The organism is Lysobacter terrae (genome assembly GCF_054782215.1).
The window spans coordinates 1089181-1115443 of record NZ_BAAGSX010000001.1; the positions used below are offsets into that span (position 1 = coordinate 1089181).

Genomic DNA, 26263 nt, shown 5'->3' on the forward strand with positions numbered 1-26263 from the left:
AGACGGTTGCGGCTCAGAAGTTTTCTTCGTAGGTGGATGCCCGCTCGTGCGCGCGAAACGCATCGTGGATGTGCGCGCGCAGTTCTTCGTCGTTCCAGGGTTTGGTCAGGAAGCGATAGATCGCGCCGCGGTTGATCGCATCCGTGATCGTGGCCAGGTCGGTGTAGCCGGACAGCACCATGCGGATGGTGTCGGGATACAGATCGCGGACCCGCTCCAGGAACTCGGTGCCGTTCATGTCCGGCATGCGCTGGTCCGACACGATGACCTGCACCGGATTGCTGGCGAGCAGGTCGAAGGCCTCGCGCACGCTGCCCGCGGTGAGCAGGCGGTAGCCGTCGCGGCGGAACAGGCGCACGAGCGAATTGAGGACATTGCTTTCGTCGTCGAGCAGCAGCAGCGTGCGCTCGGGCCGCGTCGCGGCGAACGCCTGCGGCAACAGGAAGCGGCGGCGGATCAGTTCGCCCAGGTCCTCGGCGGGACGGGGCGGGCTGAACAGGTGACCGAGGAAGAAGTCGCAGTGGTTGCGGCGCAGGAAGTTGAGCTCGGCCTCGGTCTCCACGCCCTTGGCCGTCACCTTCATGTCCAGACGATGGCCGAGCGCGATGATCCCTCGCACGATCGCAGCCGCGCGTGGGTCGCTCGCGACGCCGTGGATCAGGCTGCGGTCGATCTTGAGGCGATCCAGCGGGTACTGCGCCAGCGCCGCCATGCCCAGGCCGCCCATGCCGAAATCCTGCACCGTCAGCGTCGCGCCGAGCCTGCGCAGGTTCGCCAGCGTGTCGGCGACGTTCAGCGAATCCATCGCGAGCACGCTTTCGGAGATCTCGAACTCGACGTTCTGCGGCGGAATGCCGAACTTGTGCAACATCTGCCCGATCAGATCCGCGCAATCGGGCCGCAGCAGCATTGGGTTGGCCAGGTGCACGGCGATGTTGAGGTAGTCGACGCCTTCCGCGCGCCATCGCGCGAGCTGCGCCATCGCACGGTTGACGACCCAGTAGCCGACGCGCGCCGACAGGCCGCTGCGGTCGATCAAATCGAGGAAGCTGCCCGGCCGCAGCAGTCCATGCATCGGCGTCTGCCAGCGCAGCAATACGCTCACCGAGTCGATGCTGCCGTCCTGCGCATTGGCGGTCGGCTGGTAGAACAACTGGAACTCGTTGTTCGTCATCGCATCGACGATGGTGCGCGACAGGTTCTCCTGGTTCTGCACGGCGCTGTCGGCCAGCAGCGACAAGCCCTGGCCGTTTTTGCCTTCGCGCTTGGCCAGCCGCACCGCGTGTTCAGCCTGGGCGAGCAGGCCGGCGGCGTCCTGCGCATCGTCGGGATAGACCGCGATACCGATGGCGAAATTCACCCGCAGCGCATACGGCGGAATCGACAACGGCGCATCGAAAGCGTCCCGCAGCCGCTCGGCCAGGGAGACGCCGTCGGGCTCGTCGGGGCGATAGCCGACGCCCGCCAGAAACTCGTCGCTGCCCAGGCGCCACAGCCAACCGCCCGCGGGCATCGCCTTGCTCAAGCGCCGGGCGATGGCGGCGAGCACCTGGTCGCCCATCATCTGCCCCATGCTGTCGTTGATCGCGCCGAAGCGATCGATGTCGATGTGCAGCAACGCCACTCGCCGCCCGGTGGCGCCGGCCGCGGCCAGGCCGGCCGGCAGGCTCGGTCCACCGGCACCCAGCCGGTAGAGCGAGGTCGTCGGATCGACGGGAATGCCGCTGTGCTGGTCGTAAAGCGTGTTCATTGCCATGCAGGGTAACCGCTCGCGCCGATAGGGTACGACGGTGCACCGCCACGTGAATGCTTCGGTCCGCGCGGTGCTCCCGCGGCTGAAGATCTGCCCCGTAGTTGCGATCCGTCACAAATCTTGGCTATGCTGAATTTGGCGTGTGGGAAGGGGGCTTCCCTCACGCTCATGGAACACAGGGATTTACTAGGGGAAAGCATGGATCGTTTAGGGATTCGGGCGCGCAGCGCGCCCGCGAGTCGCAGTACCCGCACCTTTCAGAAGGACCAGCGGGCTTGGCAGGGCCATCCGCGCCCATCGATGCAGCCAGCTTGTCGCGCGCTACGACTGCGCGTGATCCAACCCTGAGACATCTGCATCCCTGACGCCGGCCGGGATTCCGGTCGGTCGTATCCGTTTGGCTCGAGACCTCGCCGCGAGGCAGTCCGGGCATGCGGGCAACACATGCCAGGAACTGTATCCATGCTGCTTCGTTCTGCGACTTCCTACCGCGCCTCCGCGCTTGCACCGCACGCTGGGCCACTTGCCGATCCGGGCGCGGAGCGAAATGAAAACGCTGTGCCGAAGCCGTCGCTGTGGCACTCGCTCGCGCGACGCGCCATGGGTCTCATGGTGTTCTTGTTGCTGCTCGTGACACCCGCGATCTCGCACGCAGGTATCGATACGGGATTGTTCGGCGACGACCGCGCCGCGGGTCCGTTCCCGGTGGGGTTTTCATTCAACTACTACGGCCAGACGTTTACGCAGTTCTACGTGACGACCAACGGCCTGGTGCAGTTTTCCGGGCCTACGACGGCGTACTCGAATTCCTGTCTTCCCGCCTACGGCAACACGCTGTACGTCTTCTGGGACGATCTGCGTACCGACGTCGCCGGCCAACCGACAGGCACGATCAAGTATCAGACGATCGGCGAAGCGCCGAACAGAAAGCTGATCGTCCAGTGGACCAACCAGTATTTCTACGGCGAAAACCTGCCGATGGGAACGTTCGAGGCGATCCTGTCCGAAGGTTCCGACGAGATCAAATACCAATACCGCAACCTCATCGGCGCGCGCAGCCTGGGCAACTCGGCAACGATCGGCCTGCAGGGCGCCAGCACGACCGCCCCGGTCGGCTGCAACCAGACGGTATTGCATGAAGGGCAGGCGATCACTTTCGTGCCCGATGCGACGCGCAGCACCTACGCCGTCGATCCCGCAGCCAACTACAACTTCATCGACATATCGGGATTGACGCCCGAACCGCCGCGGCCTACGGCGCGTTACATGAATCAGGCGCCGACGTGGTCGTGGTACCCGATCCAGGATCTGAATGCCTACCAGGTCGAAGTGCAGACGCTGGCTGGTCAGGTCGTCCACACCCAGACGCTCGGCAATGTCTCGAGCTTCCGTTTGGACAGCGGATTTGCCGAAGCGGAAACCTACTTGTTGAGAGTGCGGGGCAGCATCAACGGCGGCGCCACTTGGGAGCTGTGGTCCGGTCTCAGCGACCCGGTCACGATCGACCAGATCCGCCCGACGATGGAGCTGTTGAGCTCCCGGCAATCGGGGCCGCAGACCGTCGATTACAGCTTCCGCGCAACCGACGCGACGAGCGGGCCGAACACGATCCGCGTGGTACTGGCGAACGATCCGGATTTCGCTACCCCGGTCCTGGACACGACCATCGCGGGAACCTCCACCAGCTACCGCTACACACAGGCTGCGCCCGGCCAGCACTTGTATGCGCGCATGCAGGTCACCGATCGCGCGAGCAACCTCTCCGATTACACCGCAGTCGCGGACGTTGAGGTCTTCCCGGCGCCGACTGCCGCCTTCGAAGCCAGCCCGACGAGCGGTGAGGCGCCGTTGAACGTTGCGCTGAACAACACGTCCACCGGCAACATCAGCGGCTATTTGTGGGAGTTCGGCAACGGCCAGACGAGCAATGCCGCGACTCCCACGGCGCGCTACACCCAGCCGGGCACGTACACGATTGCGCTTCGCACCTCCGGTATCGGCGGCGCGACCGATGCCTCCACCGTGGTCACCGTCACGCCCGACATCACGCTTCCGGCGATTTCGTCCTTCAGCGTCGATGGCATCGAGCTGATCGACTCCTACAACGTGCCTGGCGAGAAGCAGTTCGACGTCAACGTCGGGGACGCCAGCGGCTTGGAATCCATCGTTGCCACCCTGGCCGGAGAAGCGATCGCGCTGCTCGACCTGGGCGGCGGTCACTTCCGCATCGCGTTGGATCCTTTGGCCTATCCCAACGGGGATTACACGCTGGCGATTCTGGCCAAGGACATCTTCGGCAACGAGTCCTCCCGGCAACAGGCGCTGAAGATCGAACTGCCGCCGCCGGTGCCGCCGACGATCACCGCGCCCGCGGCCGGGTTCAAGACCAACCAGACATCGATCGATGTGACCGGCACCACCGAGCTGGGCAAAGAGGTGCAGTTGCTGGTCAACGGCGTGCCGCAGGGCGAATGGGTTGCCGTGCTCAACAAGCACTTCACCGCGCCGGCTGCGCTGGTCGAGGGCGCGAACACCATCGCCGCGGTGGTGCGCAATGTGCGCGGATCCAGCCAGGCCAGCGCAGCCAGGCAGGTGACGCTGGACACGTCGAAACCCGCCGCCCCGCAAGCATTGGCTGCCACCGCGCTTCCCGCCGGCAAGATCCGCCTGTCGTGGGGCGTCGCCAGCGATCCGGCGGCGACGGCGTTCGAGTTGTACAGCGCAACGACGGAATTCACTGCGATCAGCCAGGCGCGGAAGGTGGCTCGACTGCCGTTGTCGACGCGCACCTACGAAGAAGTGCCGCCGGCCGAAGGCCAAACGTTCTATCGCCTCGTCACCGTGAACGCACTGGGCACCACCAGCGTGCCGAGCAATCAGGTCATGGCGGTGTCCGACCGCACGCTGCCCGTCGCCGAACGCATCGCGTACACCCCGCAGGGCGCGTTCGATGCCGATACCGGTACGTTCGGCCAGGGCCGAATGGACATCAGCGTCACCGTCAGCGAAGCGCTGATGGGAGCGCCCTATCTAAGTCTGGTCCCGGAGGGCGGCATGCCCATTCCGGTCGACCTGATCAAGCGCGATGACTTGCACTACGAGGGCTCGGTCAACCTGGGAGCCGATGCAGGCGCGGGCCTGGTCACTACGCTCTTCTCCGCACGCGACCTGATCAACAACCGCGGCACTGAAGTCCGCGACGGCGCCACCTTGCGCATCGACACGCAGGGCCCGGTGGTGAAGACCCTCGCCGTGGCCCCGCAGGCGCCGATCAAGGTGGATGCGAACCGACAGGTAACTGCGACGCTCGGCTATGACGAGCCCAGCGCAACAGGCATTGCGCCCGCGTTGAGTTATCAGCTGTCCGGCAGCGGCCGCATGGCGGTGCCGATCGCCGACGTCAGCCGTATCGACGATCGCACCTGGCAGGCACGTTTTGACCTTCCCGCGGACGCCGGGCTGACATCGCCCGAACAGCTGGTCTTCATCCATGCGACGCGCGACGCGCTTGGCAACGTGTCCACGCGTATCGCCGCCGGGAATACCTTCCAGGTCTATCAGGGCGAACTGCCTGCGCTGGAGGTGCCGATGGGCATCAAGGGCACGGCACTCCCGGGTGGCAAGGTGTTGCTGGAGTGGCAGGGCGTCCCGGATGTCTCGGCCTATCAGATCTATCGCCAAGCCCCCGGTGAGACGGCGCTGGTCGCACTGACGCGCAGCACCGAAGCGAATGTCACCGACAGCACGCCGGTGGATGGCATCTACCGCTACAGCGTCGCCTCCGTGCGCGCGTTCAACGGCCAGGAGTCGGTGAGCGGTCAGTCTCCGGTCGCCGAGGTCCGTGCCAGCCGCGTTGCACCGGGCGCGCCGCAAAACCTCTCACTGGAACTTACGCCGCAAGGCGTGCTCGCGCGCTGGCAGCCGCCGGTGGGTGCGGCACCGGCCAGCTATCGCCTCTATCGTTCCGCGGCCGGATCCATCACCACGGTGGAAGGGCTCACGCCGCTCAAGCAAAACATCAAGCTGGCGCAGGCCATGGACGCCGTTCCGTCGCAGTCCGAGCACGCGTACGTGGTAACCGCGCTCGACACGGCGGGCAACGAGTCGGCTATCTCGAACTCCGCGTACCTCAACTTCAGCCTGCTGCCGGTGAAGGTGCTGCAGGTCGAGCAGATCGGCGAAGCCCTGCCGGTACTGACCTGGGCGCCGAACGGCACCGGCACCGTGGGTTACGACGTGTTCGTCGGCAGCGGCGACAACCGAGTCAAGCTGACCCCGTCCCCGACCACCGCGAAGACGCTGACCGACACCGGCTTCACCGGCGGCGAGCGCCGCTACACGGTGGAGACCGTCGACGCCAACGACGTGCGCATGCCACGCAGCATCGTGCTTCCCAACGCATCGATGCAGCTGGTCAGCGGCACGCCGCTCAAGCGCAATGTCATGAATCGCTTGAACGTACAGGTGTCCAACCCGTCCGCGGACCCGCTGAGCGCGGCGCAAGTGGTCGTGCGGATCGCCGATCGCGAGTTCCGCTCCGAGAGCTTCGAGCTGGGCGCTAACGGTACGCGCCTGGTGCCGGTCGTGATCGGTGGCTATCCCGACATTCCCAACCCGGCGCGACTGACGGTCATGCTGGAGAACTCGGCCAGCGAGGGCGAGCTGGCTCGCCTCGGCTGGGCGCAGGACGTCGAAGTCGTCGACAGCGCGCTGGTCGTCGGCATGGAGGCAGAGAATTTCACTCGCGGCGCCAGCGGTAACGTGCGCCTGACGGTGGAGAACACCTCCGACGTCGAAGTCGAACTGCTGACGGCCCGCAACTTCGGTCGCGAGGCTTCCAACGAGCTGCGTCTGAAGCTGCTCGACAACGACGGCAATCTGCTGAGCGCGACGCCTTATCTGCAGGCGACGGGTGCCGGCGTGATCACGCTGGCCAATGGCCAGACCGTGGCGCGCATCGCGCCTGGCCAGCGTTATGTCTCCGACGTATTCCGGATGCCCGTGCCGGTCGGTGCGCCGGACCAGGTCAAACTCAAGCTCGAAGCCGACAAGTTGCGCTACAGCACCGGCCAGCCGGAGGAAATCGCCATTCCCGGCATGGGCAGCGAGCGTGCCGTCGCGCTGATCGAAACGCCGTACTACGGTGAGATCGCGAGCATCGATCCGGTGGTGTCGTACGGCACCAGCGACGTGGTGATTCTCGGCCGCGCGGTCGACCGCTCCAGCGGCGGCGGCGTCGCCAATGCGCCCTTGAAGATCGCGTTCAATCAGGAAGGCTTCGAACGCCTGGCGGACGTCACGACCAACGCGGACGGCAGCTTCCGCTACGTCTTCAAACCCACGGTGACCGACTCCGGCCAGTACCGCGTGGGCGCCGTCCATCCGGACATGACCGATCGCCCGGACCAGGGCCGCTTCACGGTCAACCGCGTCAACCTCAGCCCGGCCACGTTCAAGTTGACGGTGCCGCGCAACTATCCGTACCGCATCGACTACCGCGCTACGACCGGTACGGGCTCGCAACTGAACAATGTCCGTGTTGCGTATCTGCCCGAATACCAGCCCAGCGGTTCGCTGCTTCCCGGCATCAAGGTCGAACCCGGCGCGCCGATCAACATTGCGCCGCGACAGAACCTGGCGTTGCCGGTCAGCATTTCCGGCGACAACTCCGCGGCGCGGTTCGGCCAGCTGGTGCTGGCGGTGGTCGCCGACGGTTCGGGGGCAACGCCATTGGCCTTGTTGCAGGTCAACTACGAATTGACCGAAGCCAAGCCGGCGCTCTATCCGAGCCGCGACTTCGTGGAGACCGGCCTGGCGCGCGGCAACACGGTGATCGAGCAGGTGGTCCTGGAAAACAAGGGCTTCACTGCGGCGTCCGATGTGGCGGTGCAACTGGTCGCGAAGGATGGCAGTCCGCTGCCGAGCTGGGTGACCATCGCCTCGAATCCGGCAATCGGCGCCATCGGCATCGGCGAAAAGCGCACGATCGATCTCAACATCGCGCCGCCGGCCGGCACGGCGGAAGGCATCTACCAGCTCAACCTGCGCTTCGCCGGCAGCAACGTTCCGGCCGCCGATCTGGGTATCGCCGTCTCGGTCACCGAATCCGGGCAGGGCAGCGTCGAGTTCCACGTGTCCGACATCTACACCGGCACGTTCGATGCCAACTCCAACCCGATCCCCGGTCTGAAGGGCGCGCGGATCTACCTGCAGAACGAAGCAGTCATCAGCCAGACCTACGAGTTCGTCACGGACGAGTTGGGCCAGGCCCTGTTCCTCAACATCCCGGCAGGTACCTACCGCTTCAAGGCCAGCGCGCAGACGCACCAGGAGGCCACCGGTCGTCTGTCGATCAAGCCCGGTGTGGTCGGCCATCAATCGGTGTTCCTCGAGTACACGCTGATCTCGGTGGAGTGGTCGGTGCGCGAGATCACGATCGAAGACCGCTACGAGATCACCCTCAATGCGACCTTCGAGACCGACGTGCCCGCGCCGGTGGTGGTCCTGCAACCAACCAGCATCAACCTGCCGAAAATGACCGCCGGCCAGGTCTTCCAAGGCGAGTTGATCCTCACCAACTACGGCCTGTTGCGCGCCGACAACCTGCAGACGCAGTTCCCGACCAGCGACGAATTCTTCAAGTTCGAGTTCCTCGCGCAGCCGCCGACGAGTCTGCAGGCCAAGCAGCGTGTTCGCCTGCCGTACCGGGTGATCGCGCTGCGCTCGTTCGGCTCGGCCGAGACGGCGCCACAAACACTGGCGATGTCGGCATCCGCCGCAGCCGCGGAAGAAACGAGCGCGAGCGGCCCGTCGATGCAAAAGGCTTCCAGTGACGTGTCCGCGCCCGCCACGGCCAACGCCACGGCATCCAGCGGCGGCACGCCCGGCTGCTTCACCTACAGCAATCGGCTGCGCCAGACCTGCCAGTACACCTGCGCCAATGGCCAGGAGAGTACGAACTGCGGCTCCAGCGCGAACTGGTTCTACGTCGAGAGCTGGGGCTGCCCGGTGGGCGGCACGCCGATAGGCGGATCGGGTGGCGCGGGCGGCGGTGGCTGGGGTGGCGGAAGCGGCGGCGGCTACTCGCCGATGCCGGGCCTACCGCTGTGCACCAAGGGCAGCGGTGATTGCTTCGAACCGAAGAACAAGCAGTCCAGCAGCGGCAACGAGGGCGGTCAATAAATGAACGCAAGGAGCAGCATGATTCGCGTCGCATCGATCGTCTTCGACCGTCCCCGAGCCGTCCGGTACTGGGTTCGCGCCGTCGCGGCGTTCGGCCTGTCCCTGATGGCGCTGGCGGCCAATGCGCAGGTGACCTATCCGCTGAACGGCAACGGCACCATGGGCCTGGGTAGCGCCAATGGCGACTTCACCGTTGCCCAGGACGATCTGCAGGTCAAGGTTCCCGGCGGCTATGTTCGCATCAACCGCGACTACGACGGCACGCGCTGGGTGTTCAACCGGCAGTGGTCCGGACTGGGTACGCCGGCGTACAACAAGGCGCACTACGCCTCGATCGGTGCGTTCTTCAGCTGCACTATCATCGATGGCGTCAACAGCTGCGACACGACGGCCAGCAGCGGCACGCAGGCGCTGATGTATGAGCCGCCGGCCAGCAACGTCGAACAGGCACGCGTTCCCAACGACCCGTACTTCGGCCGCGACGCCGAAGGCCATCCGTTGCAGGACCTGAGCACGATGCAGTTCCTCGCCCGCAAGGGCGTCGGGTTCTCGCGCAGTACCGACGGCACGTCGTACGTCAGCAGCAAGTTCCCGCGGTTCGTCGTGCGGCCGCAGCCGGTGCCGGTATTGCCGGTGAGCGCCGGGCCCGATGCCCATCCGGCGGCAGGCAAGCCGGGGCAGGGTGGCGTAGCGGTCACGCAAGTGAGCGGCTTCCGCTGGACCGATCGCACCGGTCAATGGATCGAGTACGACAACCTGGGCCGCATCAGCAGCTACGGCGATCGCAACGACCTGCGCGTGTGGTTCCAGTACGGCTCGCACGGCCAGATCGAACGCGTGCTGGACGATAACGGCCGCACCGTATTCACGCTGCTCTATACCGATGGCAGCGCCAACTTCATCCGCGAGATCCGCGACCACACGCCGATCGACGGCTCCATCCGTCGCGTCCAATATCAGTACGACGACAAGGGCCGGCTGCGCCACGTCGTGGACGCGCGCAACAATACGACCTCCTTCGAATACGGCGCGGTCAATACCACGTCCTACGATGGGCCCGGAGGATTCGGAGCGAGCACCGGAGGCAGCTCCGGCTCGGCCAGCCTCGCGTTCACCGTCAACACGACGGTCAAGATCACCAAGGTCATCGACGCCGAGGGCCGAGCGACCGCGATCGACTATGGCGTCACTGCCCGCGTCACCCGCATCACCGCGCCGGACCAGGGTGTCACCGAGTTCGAGTACGGCTACGACAAGCTGAAGAAGGAATTCAGCACCACCATCAAGTATCCGCAGACGACCAGTGGCCGGAAGATCGAGACGCGCCATTACGACCAGGAAGGCCGCGTCGTTTACCGCGAGGTCAATGGCAAGACGTTGATGACGGCGCAGGGCAGCCGTCAGTCGATGCGTTACACCGATGAACGGAGCGGCGTCGTCCAGGTCGAGCGCAACAACTTCGATCAGGTGACACGCCGCATCGCCGAAGATGGCACGTCGGTCAACATCACCTACGACAACGCTTCAGCCGACCCGCGCGAAGTGGTCGATGAGGCGGGCGTGGCATCGCGCCTGGCCTACGACGGCAAGGGCAATCTTCTGAAGCTGACGGCGGCTGCCGGGAAACCAGAAGAACAGATCACCGAATACCAGCCTGATGCTCAGGGACTGCCCCAGCTGATCCGTAGAAAGGGCGGTATCAATGCCGGTGGCACGAGCGATCCGGACGTGGAGATCAGTCTTCGCTACGACGCCAGCGGCAATGTCCGTGAAATGGTGGACGGCGAGGGCAAGACCTGGAAGTACGAATACGACGCCATGGGCAATATGCTCAAGGAGATCGATCCGCTCGCGCACGAATGGGTATACACGTACGACGCGCATGGAAATCGCCTCACCGCGACCGATCCGAATCAGCTGACCACGCATTTCAGCTACGACAAGGCCGATCGCCTGGTTTCGCTGACGGACCCCAGGTCCAAGCAGTATCAGCTCCGCTATGACGAGGCGGGGCGTCCTCGGCAGTCGGAGGATCCGACCGGCGCGACGGTGACCTTGGAGTACGACAAGGCAGGCCGGGTGACGGCGGGCTCCGATTCGTTGAATCAACGCATTTCGCTCGCGTACGACAGTCAGGATCGCGTCGTCTCCAGAACCGATGGAGAAGGCACCGTCACGACCTTCGATTACAGCGATGTCGACGGCCTCGACCGCGGCAGCGACTTGGTATCCAAGGTGAACTACCCTGCGCTGCAGAATCTGCTGCGCTACAACGCCAAACAGCAGTTGACCCAGGTCGCGGAGATCTCGGACGGGGAAACGCGTACCGCCGCCGTGGACTACGAGTTCCGCGGGGAGCCCAAGTCCGTCGTCAATGCCTACAGCAAGGTCGTCTCCACCGAATACGATGCCCTGGAGCGGCCGAAGGTGGGGAAGGACGAGCTCGGCCGCGTAGTGACGCTCGGGTACGACCACCGCAGCAACCTGATCAGCATTACCGACCAGTTGGGCCACACGACGCGACTCGAATACGACCGCCGTAACCAGGTGGTCCGCGAGATCAATGCCGAGAACCAGGCCACTGTCTACGTCTACGACGATGCCGGACGTCCGTCGGAGGTCCAGCGGCCCAACGGTTTCAAGCTGACCTTCGACTACGATGCCGGTGGCCGCCTGCGCGAGCGCAAGTCGTATCGACCTGATGGCAGCCTGGAGCTGGCGGACAGCTTCACCTGGGACAATGGCAATCGCTTGACCGGATGGAATTCCGGAAATGCGAGCAGCACGTCGACCTATGACGATGCCAACCGACGTCTGAGCGAGTCGGTCACCATCGACGGGACGACGCTGACCCGCACGTACACCTACTATCCCAACGGACAGGTTCACACTTACACGGGCCCCGACGGCACAGCGATCACCTACGCCTACGACGGCAATGGGAACTTGGAGCGCGTGGATCTCCCTAACGAGGGATCGATCGCCGTCGCCGAGCGGCAATGGACCGAGCCCAGCAAGATCACGTTGCCAGGTGGCACCACCCAGGAGATCGAGCGTAACGGCTACCTGACGCCGACACGCCTGCGCGTCAGCGGTCCCTCGCAGTCGCCGCTGTTCGAACAGTCCAGCGTCTACGGCAAGCTGGGCGAAGTGACTAGCCGCACGACGCAGGCCAAGCGTATCGACTATGTCTACGACGACGCGATGCGCCTCAAGGAGGCGAATCCGTCCGGCTGGGGCGGCACCGAAACCTTCGAACTCGATCACGCCAATAATCGACTGAGCGATAGCGTCGTATCCAGCCAATGGGAATATGACGACGCCAACCGACTGATCAGGCGCGGCTCTGTCGAGTATCGCTACGACCCGGCAGGCAACCTGATCCAGAAGATCGACGCTGGCCGGGCCGAACCGCTGCGCACCACGCACTACGCCTACGACGGCTACAACCGATTGGTGGAAGTGCGCGATGGTGCTGGCGAGGTTGTCGCACGCTACGCCTACGATCCCTTCGGCTATCGCCTGAGCAAGGAAGTCACGAGCATCGGTGCGGCCAATAGCGGTGCTACGGCCGGCAAGCGCGTGTTCCTGCAGGGCGAAGAAGGTCTGCTGGCAGAAGTAGCGGCCGACGGCACCGTGCTGCAGAGCTACGGTTGGCAGCCGGGCAACACGTACAGCACCGACCCCTTGTTCCTGCACCGCGGCGCGGACTACTTCTACTACCACAACGATCCGCTGGGTATGCCGCGGATGTTGACGGACAAGGCGGGGAACGTGGTTTGGGCGGCCAGCGAGGTCGGCGCATTCGGCTTCGCTTCGTTGGCCGCCGGATCCAGCGTAGAACAGCCGTGGCGATTCCCTGGGCAATATTTCGATGCCGAAACCGGTCTGCACTACAACGTGCATCGGTATTACGACCCGGTCGTCGGTCGCTATACGTCGGAAGATCCCTTAGGACTGAGCGGCGGCCTGAATCGGTACGCTTATGCGGATGCTTCACCCACCAACTTCATAGACATCTACGGCCTCAACGTCGGAGCGCCCGGTTTCTTCGAAAGCTTTATCCCTGTGTGGGGTTCCGCACGCGAAGCGGTCAATGACTTCCAGTGCGGGCGCTACATCTGGGGCACCATCAATACCGTGCTTGCCATTACCGACGCCACCGGCATCGGCTATGGCGTGAAGGCGCTCGCCAAGGGCGGTTTCAAGACTGCCAAGAATTTCTTCAAGGCATTTTCCAAGACCAGCAACTGGAACAACATGCGGAATATGCTGCAAAAGATGGGCGAAGTCGCAAGAAACTCGCGAGCGGTATCAACCTCCCAGTGGCTTACGACCGATCATATTTTCGTCAAGCAGGCCTGGGACTGGCCGCATTGGATCACCAATTTCCCGTTGAACCTGCAGTACCCGGTGACCGGGCGCCTGAACAACCAGTTCGAGCGCATGGGGTTGCTCGAACGCATGGGCTATATGGAGTCGTGGCGTAAGGCTGCGATAGCCGGCATCGGATCGTACCTGTTGGGTCTGCTTCCCCAGCCCAAGGGCGGGGATGACGAAGGCGATGGCGAGGAGGGCAGCTGTGACTGCAACTAGTTTTGGTGCGGTGAGCCTCGACCTGCCTGCGCTGGTCTGTCTCAACGGCTACTTCAGTGCCGATCAAGAAGTGGGACTCAGGGCAGCCGGCCTTAATTTCCTCTCCGAGGAAATCATGGTGTGCAAAGAGTATTTCCGTTCCGAGATTCCCGGATGGATCGTCGAACTGAATGGATCCTTCCGGGAGTTCGTGCCGACAGGAAAGCGGCGCGCCTGGGCACGTCCGCTCAGTTTTCTTTGGAGATTCACCTTAAGCGAGTACCGCGTAAGTCCGCCGCAAAAAATAACGGTTGGCGAGCTTCGGGAAAAAGTCAGAGGAATAAAAGAAGACCGGAAGGTCCTGGCGCATTTGAAAAACTACTTGAGTCAATTCGATGAGCGCGAACTGGTAACGCAAAGTCTGCTTCAGAAGTGGCCGATATAGGTTGCAGGGGATCTAGCAGTGGATGGCTGCGTTACTCGTCGATGTATGGAGCGCGTTTTGGGGGCTAAAGGATGAAATGGGGTATTGAGAGCTGGCTTCGGGCCGGACTGGCTACAGCGTTGGCACTGAGCGCAATCGCGGCTCCGGCCCACGCCCAGGAATCCGTCTGCGCGCGCGTCAAGATCGAGATCAAGCAGGAGCTCACGCTCGAGCGCCAGGCGTTCGATGCGGAAATGCGCATCACCAACTCGTTGCCCACCACGGCGTTGACCGAAGTAGATGTCGACGTGAAGGTGACCGACGAGATCGGCACGCCGGTCGAGATCACCACCGACCCCAATAATCTCAACGCGAAGTTCTTCATCCGCGTCAGCAGCAAGCAGGGCATCGACGACGTCGATGGCGCCGGCCAGGTCGCGGGCGGTTCGACCGCCACGATCAACTGGCTGTTGATCCCCGCGCCCGGCGCTGCCCAGAACTCACCGCTCGGCAAGCGCTATCTGGTCGGTGCGACGCTGCGCTATCGCTTCGGCAGCGAGACGCACGTGATGGAGCTCAATCCGGATGCGATCACGGTCAAGCCGCTGCCGCAGCTGACGCTCGATTACTTCCTCACCCGCGACGTGATCGCGGACGATCCCTTCACCGCGGAGATCGAAGCGCCGGAGCCCTACACCCTGGGTGTTCGCGTCAAGAACACCGGCATGGCCGCGGCCAAGTCGCTGAAGATCGAATCGGCGCAGCCGAAGATCGTCGAGAACGCACAGGGCCTGCCCATCAGCTTCGTCATTACGGGCAGCTACGTGCAGGATCTGCCCGCCGGCAACTCGCTGCTGGTCAACTTCGGCGACATCCCGTCCAGCTCCAGCAAGATGGGCCGCTGGCTGATGGAGAGCAATCTGGCGGGACGTTTCGTCGACTTCACGGCCACCTTCACCCATGCCGACGAGCTCGGCGGCGCGCTGACGTCGCTCCTGCAGGCGACGAACGCGCATCTGTTGCTGCGCGACGTCCGAGTGGACCTGCCGGGACGCGACATGGTGCGCGACTTCCTGGCCATCGACGGCACGTTGCTGAAGGTCTACGAGTCCGCCGGTCCGGACAACGACGTCACCGATCGTTCGGCGGAAGCCACGCTGGCCGCCGCCAACGGCGGCTATCGCTTGACGCTGCCTCCGTCCATCGGCTTCCTCTACGTGCGCAAGCCCGATCCGTACCAGGGCCAGAAGCTGCTGGGTCCGGTCCTGCGCGCGGACGCTAAGTCGATGGCTACCGAAAACGTCTGGTTGTCCAAGACCAAGAATCCGGACACCAAGCAGTGGGAATACTGGTTCAACGTCTTCGACGTGAACTCGCCAGGTGAGTACAACGTCGCGTTCCGTGATCTGTCCACGGAACCACGTCCGCCGGTGCTTCAGTTCGTTCCGGATCGCGTGATCAAGGAGAAGCAGCAGCTCGGCTTCCTGGTCGAGGCCTCCAGCCCGATGGGGCGGCACGTCACCTTGTCGGCCGAACCGTTGCCGACCGGCGCGACCTTCATCGATCAAGGCGATGGCACCGGTATCTTCGACTGGGTGCCGGCTATGGGCCAGGCGGGTGAATACGTCATCAATTACCTGGCGACCGATGGCAGCCTGTCGGCCACACGTTCGGCGCGGATTCTCGTCGAGTCTGCCGAACCGCCGCCGGGCCCGTCGATTCCGCAACTGGTCGGTCCGCTCGTCGGCGCCGAAGTGCCCAGTCTGCGCCCGGAACTGCAGGTGCTTACCGGCCAGGCGAGCAACGATCCGACTCGCTCGGTTCTGTTCGAACTCTATGACGACGAAGGCCTGACGCAGAAACTCGGCGAGGCCACGGTGCCGAAGAATCCCACGGCCGGCCAACTGACCGTGTGGCGTCCGGCCGACGACCTCAACGACAACCATCGTTACTACTGGCGTGCGCGTGCGTTGGCCGCGGACGACATCCAGAGCGCCTGGGTCGATGGTTCGTTCTTCACCAACCTGTTCAACGACGCACCCGACAGCTTCAATCTGACCTCGCCGAGCACCGGTACGGAAGTCGATACGCTCACACCGACGCTGTCGCTGACCAATGCACAGGATCGCGACGGCGATGCCGTCACCTACAGCTTCGAGGTGTATCCGGACGCCACCTTGTCGCAGCTCCATGACTCGGTGAGCGGCATCGCGCCGGATGCCAGCGGTACGACCAGCTGGACGATGACGGTATCGCTGACCAACCACGCCACGTACTACTGGCGTGCGGTGGCGACCGACGAACACGGCGCCCGTACCGCCACGCCGGCACGCTGGTTCACGGCGTTTACGGGCAATGCCGCGCCGACAGCGCCTGTGGCCTCCAGTCCGATCAACGGCGTGGATGTGACCAGCGCCGGTCAGGCGACGTTGATCGCCCAGAATGCGAGCGACGCCGATCACGACACGCTGACTTACCTGTTCGAAATCGACACGGTCAACACGTTCGACTCGTCCAACCGGCGTGTTTCCGATCCGATCCCGGCCGGCAGCGGCACCACGAGCTGGGCGGTCGACCAACTGGTCGAGAACCAGCGCTACTACTGGCGCGTGAAGGCCAACGACGGACGTGCCGAAAGCGAGTGGAGCAACGGCGAGTTCCTCATGGATGCGCAGAACGAAGCGCCGTCCGTACCGGTGGTCGCCAATCCGGGCGATCGCGCGTGGGTGGCCACGCTGCATCCCACGCTGGAAGCGCATCCCGCCGTGGATCCGGAAAACGATCCGCTGCGTTACCGCTTCGAGGTGTACCGCGACCTCCCGATGCAGAACCTGATCGCCAGCGGCTCGGCCGATACGGTGCTCTGGCAGGTCGGCAGTGCGCTCGCGGACAAGGCCACGCACTACTGGCGCGTCCGTGCCGAAGACAATGCGGGTGCGGTCAGCGCGTGGTCGCCGCTGACGACGTTGTTCGTCAGCACCGGCTCCTACGTGGCCCCGAGCATCGCACTGAGCGCGCCTTCCACGATCATGGATGTGCGCGATGGCCTGCCGGACATCGCCTGGTCGGGCACGGATCCCAATATCGAGCCCACCATCGCCCTTTACTACGATCAAAGCGGCAGCGGTTTCGCCGGTACGAAGATCGTCGATGGCTTGCGCCAGGACGCGGGCGACCACAGCGGTTCGTACGTCTGGAACACCGCCGGGCTGGCACCGGGTGCCTACTACGTGTACGGCCTGATCTACGACGACCGCGGCATGGGTCGCGCCTATGCTCCGGGCACCGTGGTGGTTCCGTATGCGCCGCAACTGGGTGGCGTTCAGGCGACGGCGGTCACCGGCCTCCAACTGCGCGAGGGACGCGACTCCGGCCGGATCAACGTGAGCCTGACGCGCGCCCCGCAGCAGGATGTGGTGGTGCCGCTGACCTCCAGCGATCCGACCGAAGCCAACGTGCAGCCCACGCAACTGGTCTTCACGCCGGCCAACTGGTCTACGCCGCAGGCCGCGACGGTCATCGCCGTCGCCGATGGCGTCCGCGACGGCGATCAACCGTTCACCGTATCGGTGGGCGAGGTAGTCAGCCGCGATCCGCACTACATCGGGCTATCGGCAACGCCGTTGGCGGGCACCAGCCTCGACCAGAACCTCGACGCCAACGCCGGGCTGACCATCGCCAGCTATGTGCTCACCAGCAAGCAACTGGATCGCAAAACGGGACTTTGGGAGTATCGCTACAAGGCCGTGCTGACCAACAATGGCGCGCGGGTGAAGGGCGTGTTGGCGGACATCGTCGACGCGCCAGGCTTCCAGGTCGTGCAGGGGCGTTTGCGGTACGGAACGGTCGATCAGGACGAATCGGTGATCAGCGACAAGGACATCGTCCTGACGCGCGCCAACGATATCGGTACGGAATCGCCGGTCATCTATTGGCAGCTAAGGGCGCAGTGATGAAGCAGGCACGTGGGGAGCAGGGTGGTTTCACCCTGCTGGAACTGCTGGTAGTAGTCGTGATCATCGGGGTGCTGGTCGCCTACGTGGCGCCGCGCTACTTCCAGCAGATCGGCAAGTCGGAGCGGACCGCGGCACTGGGGCAGATCGATTCGTTGCGCAAGGCGCTCGACGCGTACTGGCTCGACACCGGTCACTTCCCGCCTACGGAGCAGGGGCTCGACGCGCTGACAGTGCGTCCCGATGGCGAGTCGAAGTGGAACGGCCCCTACCTGCAAAGCCAGGCGCCGCACGACCCCTGGGGCAATGCGTATGTGTACCGGGTCCCCGGCGCCGCCGGCGACTACGACTTGTTTTCGTACGGCAAGGACGGCAAGACAGGTGGCGAAGGAGAGGACGCCGATCTGGGAGTAGGGGCCGGCAGGTGAAGCATCGGTTGTTGGTGTCGCTCGGTGGCCAATCCCAATGGATGGACATCGAAGCGGATTCGGTCGCGGCGGCCACGGCGAAGGCGCAGCGTTCGGGCGTGCGCGTGTTGCGCGTGGAGATCGAGAACCCGCCCAGCCGGCCGGCGCGGGTCGCCTATTCGCAAACGGTCTTTCTCCAGGAAGCGCTGACCCTCCTGCGTGCGGGCCTCACGATCGTGGAGGTGATCGAGGCGCTCGACCGCAAGGAGGCGAACGCCGGCTTCCGGCAGGTGCTGGCGCGCGTGCTCGTCCGTCTTCGCGAAGGCGCGTCGTTCTCGCAGGCGTTGGCGCACGAAACCGATTTGTTCCCGCCGGTGCTCATCGCCGGCGTCGCCGCCAGCGAAACTTCCGGCGGCCTGGCCAACACGCTCGAACGCTATTTGGCCTACGACGCGAAGATCAACCAGATACGACGCAAGGTCGCCGCCAGCACCATCTACCCGATGCTGCTGATGGTGGTAGGCGGCGCGGTGATCCTGTTCCTGATCTCGTACGTGTTGCCCAAATTCAGTGTCATCCTCGACGGCAGCGGACGAGGGGTTGGCGGTGCGACCGCTTTGCTGCTCGCATGCGGGCAGTGGATTCAGTCGCACTGGTTGGGGTTCGCGATGCTGCTGGCCGGCGCGGTGAGCGCCATTGCCTGGATCTGCACCAGTGCCACGGGCCGACGCATGCTGTTGGAGCGGGCGACGCGACTCCCGGTGCTGTCGGGAATCTTCCAGACACTCGGCTTGTCGCGTCTGTATCGGACCCTGGCACTGCTGCTCGATAGCGGCATTCCACTGGTGCAATCGCTGGAGATGGCACGAGGCATCGTCACTCCCACGCAGTCCGGCGAACTGCTGCAAGCGACCGATCGCCTGCGCTCGGGCCAGATGCTGAGCGAAGCGCTATCCGGAACCAGCCTGATTCCCCCGATCGCGGAGAGCCTGTTGCGCGTAGGCGAGCGCAGCGGTGCATTGGCGGAGATGTGCGACAAGCTCGCCGAGTTCCTGGACATCGCCCTCGACCGCAAGGTCGATACCTTCTCCCGCCTATTCGAGCCGCTGCTGATGTCCGCGATAGGCCTCGTGATCGGTGCGATCGTGCTGATGATGTATTCCCCGATATTCGACCTGGTCGGGAGCATCGGCCAATGAACCTGGAAGTCGCGGCGGTGCCGGCCCTGGATGTTGCACACGTGCGGGCGATCCGCGCACGCGCGGTGCTGCAAGGCAGTTCGTGGCTACGAGTGCTGCAGGAGGAGCTGGGCCTGGATGGCGCCTCCTTCCTCGCCGCGCTTGCGGTCCTGGCGCATGTCGAACCGATACCCTCGCTGGAACTGTACGCGTCGACCCCGGATTTCAGCCTGGCGCCGTACACCGAGTTCGCGCGGCGCGACTGCATCCTCCTGCGCGGCGCGGACGATGCTCTTACGCTGGTGCTGGCCGATCCGTTCGCGGACGAACTGGCGCAGTGGGCGCAGGCGACCATCGCGCAACCGCATGCGGTGCGGCTGGCCCATGCCGACGACATCCGCACCTTGCTCGCGCAGGCGGAACAGGCGGTTCGCGCCACGGAACAGAACGTCGATGCGCTCGCGCAGGACGTCTCCACGGCCGGCGATGGCGAAATCCTGTCGCTGGAAAAGATCGAAGCCGACGCCAGTCCGGTCGTGCGCGTCGTCAGCTCCATCCTCTACGACGCCCTGAAACAGGAAGCATCGGACATCCACCTGAAATCCGTGCCCGGCGGCATGACGGTCAAGTTCCGTGTCGACGGCGTGCTGATGCCGGTTTCAGAGGTCGCCGGCGCCGATACGGCGCAGCGCATCATCTCGCGCATCAAGGTGATGTCGGACCTGGACATCGCCGAGCGACGCATTCCGCAGGACGGCCGCTTCCGTGTGCACGCACGCGGCGGGCACGTCGATTTCCGCGTCTCCATCATGCCCAGCATTCACGGCGAGGACGCGGTGCTGCGCCTGCTCGACCGCAGTGCACTGACAGGCAATCACGATCACCGGTTGCAGTTGGCGGATCTCGCCATGGATCTGGCGGCGTTGAACGCGTTACGCAAGCTCATAGCGCAGCCATACGGCATGGTGCTGGTCACCGGCCCGACCGGTTCGGGCAAGACCACGACGCTATACGCCGCCATCGACGAGATAAACAGCGGCCAGGAAAACATCATCACCATCGAAGATCCGGTCGAGTACCAGCTGCCGGGCGTGCTGCAGATTCCCGTCAACGAGAAGAAGGGGCTGACCTTCGCGCGAGGTCTGCGCTCCATACTCCGCCACGACCCCGACAAGATCATGGTCGGCGAGATCCGCGACGAGGAAACCGCGCAGATCGCCGTGCAGGCGGCTCTCACCGGCCACCTGGTGCTGACCACCGTGCACGCGAACAACGTATTCGACGTGGTCGGACGCTTGCTGCACATGGGCGTCGATGCGTACAGCCTGGCGTCGGCGCTGGTGGGGGTATGGGCGCAGCGCCTGATGCGGGTGAACTGCCCGCAATGTTCGCAGCCTTATCAGCCCGACCCGGACACAGTCGCGCTTTCCGGACTGCGGCCGGAGGAGCTCGCTGGGCGCGATCTGCGCTGCGGCCGCGGTTGCGGGCACTGCCGCGGTACCGGCTACCGGGGCCGGCGCGCCGTCGCCGAATACCTGGTCATGAACGACACGCTGCGCGAACTGGTCGCCACCAAGGCACCGATAAGCGCGTTGCGGGCGAACGCGGCACAACAGGGCAGCAAGAGCCTGCGCCTGGCAGCATTGGAACTGTTCTATCGCGGCGAAACCACGCTCGCCGAAGTCAACCGCGTCACTTTCGCGGAGTAGCGCGTGGGCAGTCAGTCGCTTCGTCTCTATGTCTCCGGTTCCACCTGGCTCGCGCTGGGGAAATCCCCGCTGACGCCGTTGCACGGCGCGCATGCCGATCCCCTCCAGCAGAAGTGGGACGTCGTGCTTCAGCAAATCGGCAAGCAGTTGGGCAAGGTCAACGCGGTCTCGATCATCCTCTCCGCGCGGCTTTGCCATTTCGTCGTACTGCCCTGGACACCGCAGTGCGATAGCGGCGCGGCGATCCGGCGCTACGTCGCCGACGCGTTTGCCGTGGGGCAGGGCGTTTCGCCGGATAGCCATCAGGTCCAGATTCTTTGGCCCGATTACGGCGCTCCGATTTTTGCGATTGCGTATCCACGCGCGCTCGGAGAAACCTTGCAGTCCGCATTGTCCGCAGCCGGATATAAGTTGAGTGGCATCGCGACCAGCGCCATGCCCATCCTGGCCCGATACGCGAGCACATTGGGCCAAGGTCCACGACTGCTCGCCTATGCCGAGGACGACGGCTTCACCGCGATCACGCTCGAGGAGGGACGTGTCGCGTACGTGGAGACGCTGGCACCGGATGGCCATGGCTTGGACGACCTGACGGTCTGGGCCTCGCGCAAACGGATGGCGTTCGCCAATGACGGCTCGCTGCATTGGCTGGCGACGTCCCCGCCGCCCGGAGCCTTCGTCGGCCTGGCGCTGCAGGGAACCGACAAGCCGGTGTCGGCCGCGCACGCAGTGGTGGCGGCATGTCGGTGAAGCATCTGCAGGAACTGGAATGGCAGCCGCGGAGGTCGCGCGGTGGTGTGCGCGCACTGGTCATCGCGGCGTTGCTGGCCGCCGGCGTGCTGGCCTTGCTGGACTGGAAACAGGATCTGGATGCGCGTCGGATAGATCAGGAACTTCGCGCAGAACGGGCGGCCAGGCTCGCCTCGCGAAGCGCGGGGCGACCGATCGAGCCGACGACGTCGCTGAGTGCCGCCGGCATGCGCCAGATCAATGCGCAGATCGCCCTGCTCAACCGCGATTGGGCGCAACTGCTGCAGATGCTCGCGCCCAAGAACGATCGCGTGAGACTGCTCGCCACCGACGTCAACCCCACGACGGGGGCGATACGCGTCGACGGCAGTGCCGACAGTGCCGCAGGGGCCAACGCCTATGCCGAATCCTTGCAGAAGCGCTCACGGCAATTGACGAACGTCCGTCTGCTCCTGCTTGAGCGGGAAGCAGGGACCATCAAGTTCGAGGTCACCGCGCAATGGAACGAATGACCGTCCGGCGCCTCGCGTGGTGGGCGCAGCGCCACTACTTGCGATACGGCATGGCCTCGATCGTCGCGGCCACGGGCTTCGCATTGCTCGTGGCGCTGTCGGCGGCCACCGCATGGTCGCACCTGCGCCTGACCCGCGCGGAGCGCGAGTTGTCCGCGCGCATGGATACGCTTCACGCGCTCTCGCGCCCGCAGGCCCACCGGGAAAAAGTGGCGGCGCTGCCGCTTCCGGCCATCGCCGAGCGGTTCGAACTGAACCGCCGGATCATTGCGGCGCTCAAGACGGCCGGGCTGGAACCGGAGCGGATCCGTTTCAAGTTCGAGCCCGTCCAGGATGCAGGCCTGACGCGCCAGGTCGCGGTATTCACCTTGAAGGCACGTTGGGCTGAGATCGCGTCGGCGCTCGAACGCCTGCAAGCCGCCGATCGTTCGCTGTATCTATCGCGCCTGCGCGTGTCGCGGGACGCTCCGAGCGCCGAACTGGTGTCCGCCGAAGTGCAGCTCGCGGTGGCGATGGTCGACGATAGCGTGGCGGCGGGAGGCGGGCGATGAAGCGCTGGTTCCGGCCGCTGGCGTATTCCTGCATCGCGGTGCTCGCGCTGCTGGCGATCTTCGGTGGCAAGGCGCCGGCGGACGCGACGCTGGTCGAAGCGGTCCGGCCGCGCTCCAGCGCTCGCCACACGCAAGCGCCGGCAACGCAGCAGGCCGCGCTCCGCGAGCGGCGTCATCAGCACCTTTCCGCCGAGCTTTTCGCGACACCCGCGCCTACGGTGTCCTTGCCACCGCCTGCACAGGCCACGGCCCCGGTTGCGCCGCCCGTGCCCGAGATCAAGGTGTTGGGATGGATGCAGTCGGAGACGGGGCCCTCGGTCTTCGTCGAATTCAACGGCGAGAACTATTCGCTCAAGCCTGCCGAATCGCTGGACAACGCGTACCGCCTGGACCGCGTCGAAGCCGGTTTTGCCTACTTCACCTATGTACCGACGGGCGATTCGCGCCGCTATCCGGTCCGCGACCCCGCCTTGATTGAATGACCCGAGGTTGAAATGTCTGTCTCTCGTTCGTTTCGCAACGTAGTCCGCGCACTGGTGGCATCGCTGCTGCTGGCGCAGCTTTGCGCCTGCGGATCTGCCGGCCACTACCGCGATGCGAACGACCTGTTTGCGGATGGCCACTACGTCGAGGCCCTGCAGGAGTACGAGCAGGCGCTGGCGAAGCGGCCGAAGGACGTCCGCTACCGTCAGCAATACCTGCTGAAGAAGCAGGCCGCAATGGAAGCGATCTTCAAGGACGCGGCGCGTGCGCGCGCCGACAACGACCTGAGTCGCGCCGAGGGTTTGTATCAGCAGGCATTGCAGGTGGAGCCCGGCAATGCGGCCGCCTTGGAATGGCTGCGGCGTATCGCCGACATGCGGCGCCAGAACGAAGAACTGGTGAAGATCGACGAGCTAATCGGCGCCGGCGATCTCGCAGCCGCCGAACGGCTGGTGCGCAATGTCCTCGCCGAAGCGCCCGACAATCTGCGTGCACAGAACAGCCTTGACCGCATCCGCAGCGCCAGCACGGCGCAGCAACGCCAGGAAGGCGGCAGCCTGGACGATCGCTTCAAGAAGCCGGTGACCCTCGAGTTCCGCGACGTACCGGTCAAGGCCGCTTTCGAAGTGCTGTCGCAGGCGTCCGGAATCAATTTCGTCTACGACCAGGACATCCGTCCCGACCTCAAGGTCACTGTCTTCCTGCGCAAGACCCCGCTCGATGAGGCGATCCGCCTGATCGGTCTGTCCACGCAATTGGAAACGCGCGTACTGAATGCCAATTCCGTACTCGTGTTCCCCAGCACGCCGCAGAAGATCAACGATTACCGTCAGCTCAATGTGCGCAGCTTCTATCTGGCCAACGCCGACGCGAGGAAGGTGGCCGAGACACTCAAGACCCTGCTGAAGACAGAAAGCATAGTGGTCGACGAGAAGCTCAACCTGCTGGTGATGCGCGACAGCCCGGAAGCCATCCGCCTGGCCGAAAAGATCGTGGCGCTGCAGGACATCGGCGAGCCCGAAGTCATGCTCGACGTGGAGGTGCTGGAGATCAAGCGATCCAAGCTGCTCGACCTCGGCGTCAGCCTCCCCAACGAGATCGGCGTTTCCTTGAACGCGCCGGGACAGACGAGCAATTCCATTCCGCTCTCGAACCTTCGCGGCCTAAATTCGAACAACATCTACGCGAGCATTCCAAACGCCACGATCAAGCTGCACGACGAGCGTTCCGATGCGCGCATCCTGGCCAACCCCAAGATCCGGGTGAAGAGCCGCGAGAAGGCGAGCGTGCTCATTGGCGACCGCGTGCCGGTGATCACGTCGACGTCGACATCGACCGGCTTCGTTTCCGAGACGGTGAACTACGTCGATGTTGGTCTCAAGCTTGAAGTGGAACCGGCGGTATTCGTCGGCGACGAAGTGTCGATCAAGATCAATCTGGAGGTCAGCAATCTGGTCCGCGAGATCGTGACTCGTTCGGGGACGCTCTCGTACCAGATCGGTACCCGCAATGCGCAGACGATCCTGCGGCTGAAGGATGGCGAGACCCAGATCCTCGCCGGCCTGATCAACAAGGAAGACCGCCGCGTAGCCAACGGATGGCCTGGAATATCGCGATTCCCCATCCTCAGCCGCATCTTCGGCTCGCAGAAGAGCGATCGCCAGGATACCGAGATCGTTTTGTCGATTCGGCCTCGCCTGGTGCGCGGTGTTCGAAATGCCGATCTGGATGAGCTCGAGTTCGAAAGCGGCACGGCGACGCATCTGGGCGGTAGCCGGTCAATTCCGGCTACGACTCAGGCCGAAGCCGCCGCATCTGTGGCGGAGCCGTCTTCGGCGGCGACGCCGGTCGCGGTGCCCGCGTCCGAACCGGCGCAAGCGCAGCCGATCGCTCCCGCGAGTAACGTGCTGTTCGATTGGTCCGCGCCGAACGAGGTCAAGGTCGGCGAACAGTTCACTGCGGTCTTGAACGTCAGCGCATTGCAGGCCGTGGACCAGATTCCCATGATGCTCGGCTTCGACCCGCAGGTGCTGCAGGTCGTGAGCGTGGAGGAGGGGACCTTCATGTCGCAGGGCGGTGGGCAATCGACGCTCGCCAAACAGATCAATCTCAGCGACGGCAAGATTTCCGCCACCGTCGTCCGGCAGGGGACCGCGGTATCCGGGCAGGGATCGCTGCTGCAGATCACCTTCAAGGCTTTGGTGGCCACGGACAAGACCCAGGTCCGCTTGCTGTCGGCGACACCCGGTCCCGAGGTGAAGTCACCGGCACGATTGGCCGACGCGAGCATCCGCATCCGATGAGAACCGCAAAAGCCAGCGGCTTCAGCTTCATCGAACTGATGGCCTCGCTGGCGATCATGGCGGTGCTGCTGTCGATCGCGGTGCCCACCGCGCGGCTGGCGGTGCAACGCCACCGCGAAGCCGAGTTGCGCACAGGCTTGGCACAGATCCGCACGGCGATCGATCGCTACAAGAAGGCCACCGAGCAGGGCAAGATTCCCGTCCGCAGCGGCGACAGCGGCTATCCCCCCAACCTAGCTGTCCTAGTCGAGGGCGTGGAAGACGCGACATCGCCCGATCGCGATCGCATGTATTTCCTGCGCCGTCTGCCGCGCGATCCGTTCCACTCGGATCAGGCGATTCCCGCCGAAGCGACATGGGGCTTACGCAGTTATGCCAGCCCACCCGATGCGCCGGCAGAAGGCGACGATGTGTTCGATGTGTACAGCCTTTCGTCCGACACCGGCCTCAATGGCGTGCCTTACCGGGACTGGTAGCGATGAC

General features: G+C 64.4%; 14 protein-coding genes. 13 read left to right on the forward strand and 1 reads right to left on the reverse strand.

Features of this window, described 5'->3' with window-relative positions; all coding sequences use genetic code 11:
- Positions 1 to 13 precede the first annotated feature (13 nt).
- Positions 14 to 1750 carry an EAL domain-containing protein gene (locus tag ACYVJ8_RS05290; protein WP_460710004.1) on the reverse strand — a complete coding sequence of 579 codons (1737 nt, stop codon included), beginning with the start codon at positions 1748 to 1750 and terminating at the stop codon, positions 14 to 16.
- Between the two features lie 465 nt (positions 1751 to 2215).
- Between ACYVJ8_RS05290 and ACYVJ8_RS05295 the strand changes: the two genes are divergently transcribed.
- The 13 genes from ACYVJ8_RS05295 (at position 2216) to ACYVJ8_RS05355 (ending at position 26256) form a co-directional block, all read left to right on the forward strand.
- Positions 2216 to 8935: a PKD domain-containing protein gene (locus ACYVJ8_RS05295; protein WP_460710006.1), complete on the forward strand. Its 6720-nt coding sequence runs from the start codon at positions 2216 to 2218 to the stop codon at positions 8933 to 8935.
- Between the two features lie 18 nt (positions 8936 to 8953).
- Positions 8954 to 13531 (forward strand): RHS repeat-associated core domain-containing protein, encoded by a 4578-nt coding sequence (locus ACYVJ8_RS05300; RefSeq protein WP_460710008.1) that lies wholly within the window; start codon positions 8954 to 8956, stop codon positions 13529 to 13531.
- Positions 13518 to 13955, forward strand: coding sequence for a hypothetical protein (locus tag ACYVJ8_RS05305; protein ID WP_460710010.1), 438 nt, complete (start codon positions 13518 to 13520; stop codon positions 13953 to 13955). The genes ACYVJ8_RS05300 and ACYVJ8_RS05305 overlap by 14 nt, the downstream gene beginning before the upstream one ends.
- Positions 13956 to 14074: 119 nt before the next feature.
- Entirely contained in the window at positions 14075 to 17887 is a 3813-nt protein-coding gene (locus tag ACYVJ8_RS05310; protein ID WP_460710012.1) for a hypothetical protein, read from the forward strand.
- Entirely contained in the window at positions 17887 to 18315 is a 429-nt protein-coding gene (gene gspG, locus ACYVJ8_RS05315) for a type II secretion system major pseudopilin GspG (protein ID WP_460710014.1), read from the forward strand. The genes ACYVJ8_RS05310 and gspG overlap by 1 nt, the downstream gene beginning before the upstream one ends.
- The gene (locus ACYVJ8_RS05320) at positions 18312 to 19493 is read left to right on the forward strand and encodes a type II secretion system F family protein (protein ID WP_460710016.1); all 1182 of its coding nucleotides are present in this window, start codon (positions 18312 to 18314) and stop codon (positions 19491 to 19493) included. Before gspG ends, ACYVJ8_RS05320 begins: the two co-directional genes overlap by 4 nt.
- Complete coding sequence (locus ACYVJ8_RS05325; protein WP_460710018.1) at positions 19490 to 21181, forward strand: GspE/PulE family protein; 1692 nt, start codon at positions 19490 to 19492, stop codon at positions 21179 to 21181. Before ACYVJ8_RS05320 ends, ACYVJ8_RS05325 begins: the two co-directional genes overlap by 4 nt.
- A gap of 3 nt (positions 21182 to 21184) precedes the next feature.
- The gene (locus ACYVJ8_RS05330) at positions 21185 to 21931 is read left to right on the forward strand and encodes a hypothetical protein (RefSeq protein ID WP_460710020.1); all 747 of its coding nucleotides are present in this window, start codon (positions 21185 to 21187) and stop codon (positions 21929 to 21931) included.
- A complete protein-coding gene (locus ACYVJ8_RS05335) occupies positions 21922 to 22443 on the forward strand; it encodes a hypothetical protein (protein WP_460710022.1) in 522 nt (173 codons plus the stop codon). The genes ACYVJ8_RS05330 and ACYVJ8_RS05335 overlap by 10 nt, the downstream gene beginning before the upstream one ends.
- Positions 22431 to 22994 carry a hypothetical protein gene (locus ACYVJ8_RS05340; RefSeq protein ID WP_460710023.1) on the forward strand — a complete coding sequence of 188 codons (564 nt, stop codon included), beginning with the start codon at positions 22431 to 22433 and terminating at the stop codon, positions 22992 to 22994. Before ACYVJ8_RS05335 ends, ACYVJ8_RS05340 begins: the two co-directional genes overlap by 13 nt.
- Positions 22991 to 23476 (forward strand): hypothetical protein, encoded by a 486-nt coding sequence (locus ACYVJ8_RS05345; protein ID WP_460710025.1) that lies wholly within the window; start codon positions 22991 to 22993, stop codon positions 23474 to 23476. Before ACYVJ8_RS05340 ends, ACYVJ8_RS05345 begins: the two co-directional genes overlap by 4 nt.
- Positions 23477 to 23488: 12 nt before the next feature.
- Positions 23489 to 25780, forward strand: a complete 2292-nt coding sequence (locus tag ACYVJ8_RS05350) for a secretin N-terminal domain-containing protein (protein ID WP_460710027.1) — start codon at positions 23489 to 23491, stop codon at positions 25778 to 25780.
- Entirely contained in the window at positions 25777 to 26256 is a 480-nt protein-coding gene (locus tag ACYVJ8_RS05355; protein ID WP_460710029.1) for a prepilin-type N-terminal cleavage/methylation domain-containing protein, read from the forward strand. The genes ACYVJ8_RS05350 and ACYVJ8_RS05355 overlap by 4 nt, the downstream gene beginning before the upstream one ends.
- Positions 26257 to 26263 lie beyond the last annotated feature (7 nt).

Excerpts from the sequence above, each read along its gene's own strand:
- ACYVJ8_RS05290 (WP_460710004.1), bottom strand. The coding sequence starts at position 1,750 with ATGAACACGCTTTACGACCAGCACAGCGGCATTCCCGTCGATCCGACG.
- ACYVJ8_RS05295 (WP_460710006.1), top strand. The coding sequence starts at position 2,216 with ATGCTGCTTCGTTCTGCGACTTCCTACCGCGCCTCCGCGCTTGCACCG.
- ACYVJ8_RS05300 (WP_460710008.1), top strand. The coding sequence starts at position 8,954 with ATGATTCGCGTCGCATCGATCGTCTTCGACCGTCCCCGAGCCGTCCGG.
- gspG (WP_460710014.1), top strand. The coding sequence starts at position 17,887 with ATGAAGCAGGCACGTGGGGAGCAGGGTGGTTTCACCCTGCTGGAACTG.
- ACYVJ8_RS05325 (WP_460710018.1), top strand. The coding sequence starts at position 19,490 with ATGAACCTGGAAGTCGCGGCGGTGCCGGCCCTGGATGTTGCACACGTG.
- ACYVJ8_RS05335 (WP_460710022.1), top strand. The coding sequence starts at position 21,922 with ATGTCGGTGAAGCATCTGCAGGAACTGGAATGGCAGCCGCGGAGGTCG.
- ACYVJ8_RS05340 (WP_460710023.1), top strand. The coding sequence starts at position 22,431 with ATGGAACGAATGACCGTCCGGCGCCTCGCGTGGTGGGCGCAGCGCCAC.
- ACYVJ8_RS05345 (WP_460710025.1), top strand. The coding sequence starts at position 22,991 with ATGAAGCGCTGGTTCCGGCCGCTGGCGTATTCCTGCATCGCGGTGCTC.
- ACYVJ8_RS05350 (WP_460710027.1), top strand. The coding sequence starts at position 23,489 with ATGTCTGTCTCTCGTTCGTTTCGCAACGTAGTCCGCGCACTGGTGGCA.
- ACYVJ8_RS05355 (WP_460710029.1), top strand. The coding sequence starts at position 25,777 with ATGAGAACCGCAAAAGCCAGCGGCTTCAGCTTCATCGAACTGATGGCC.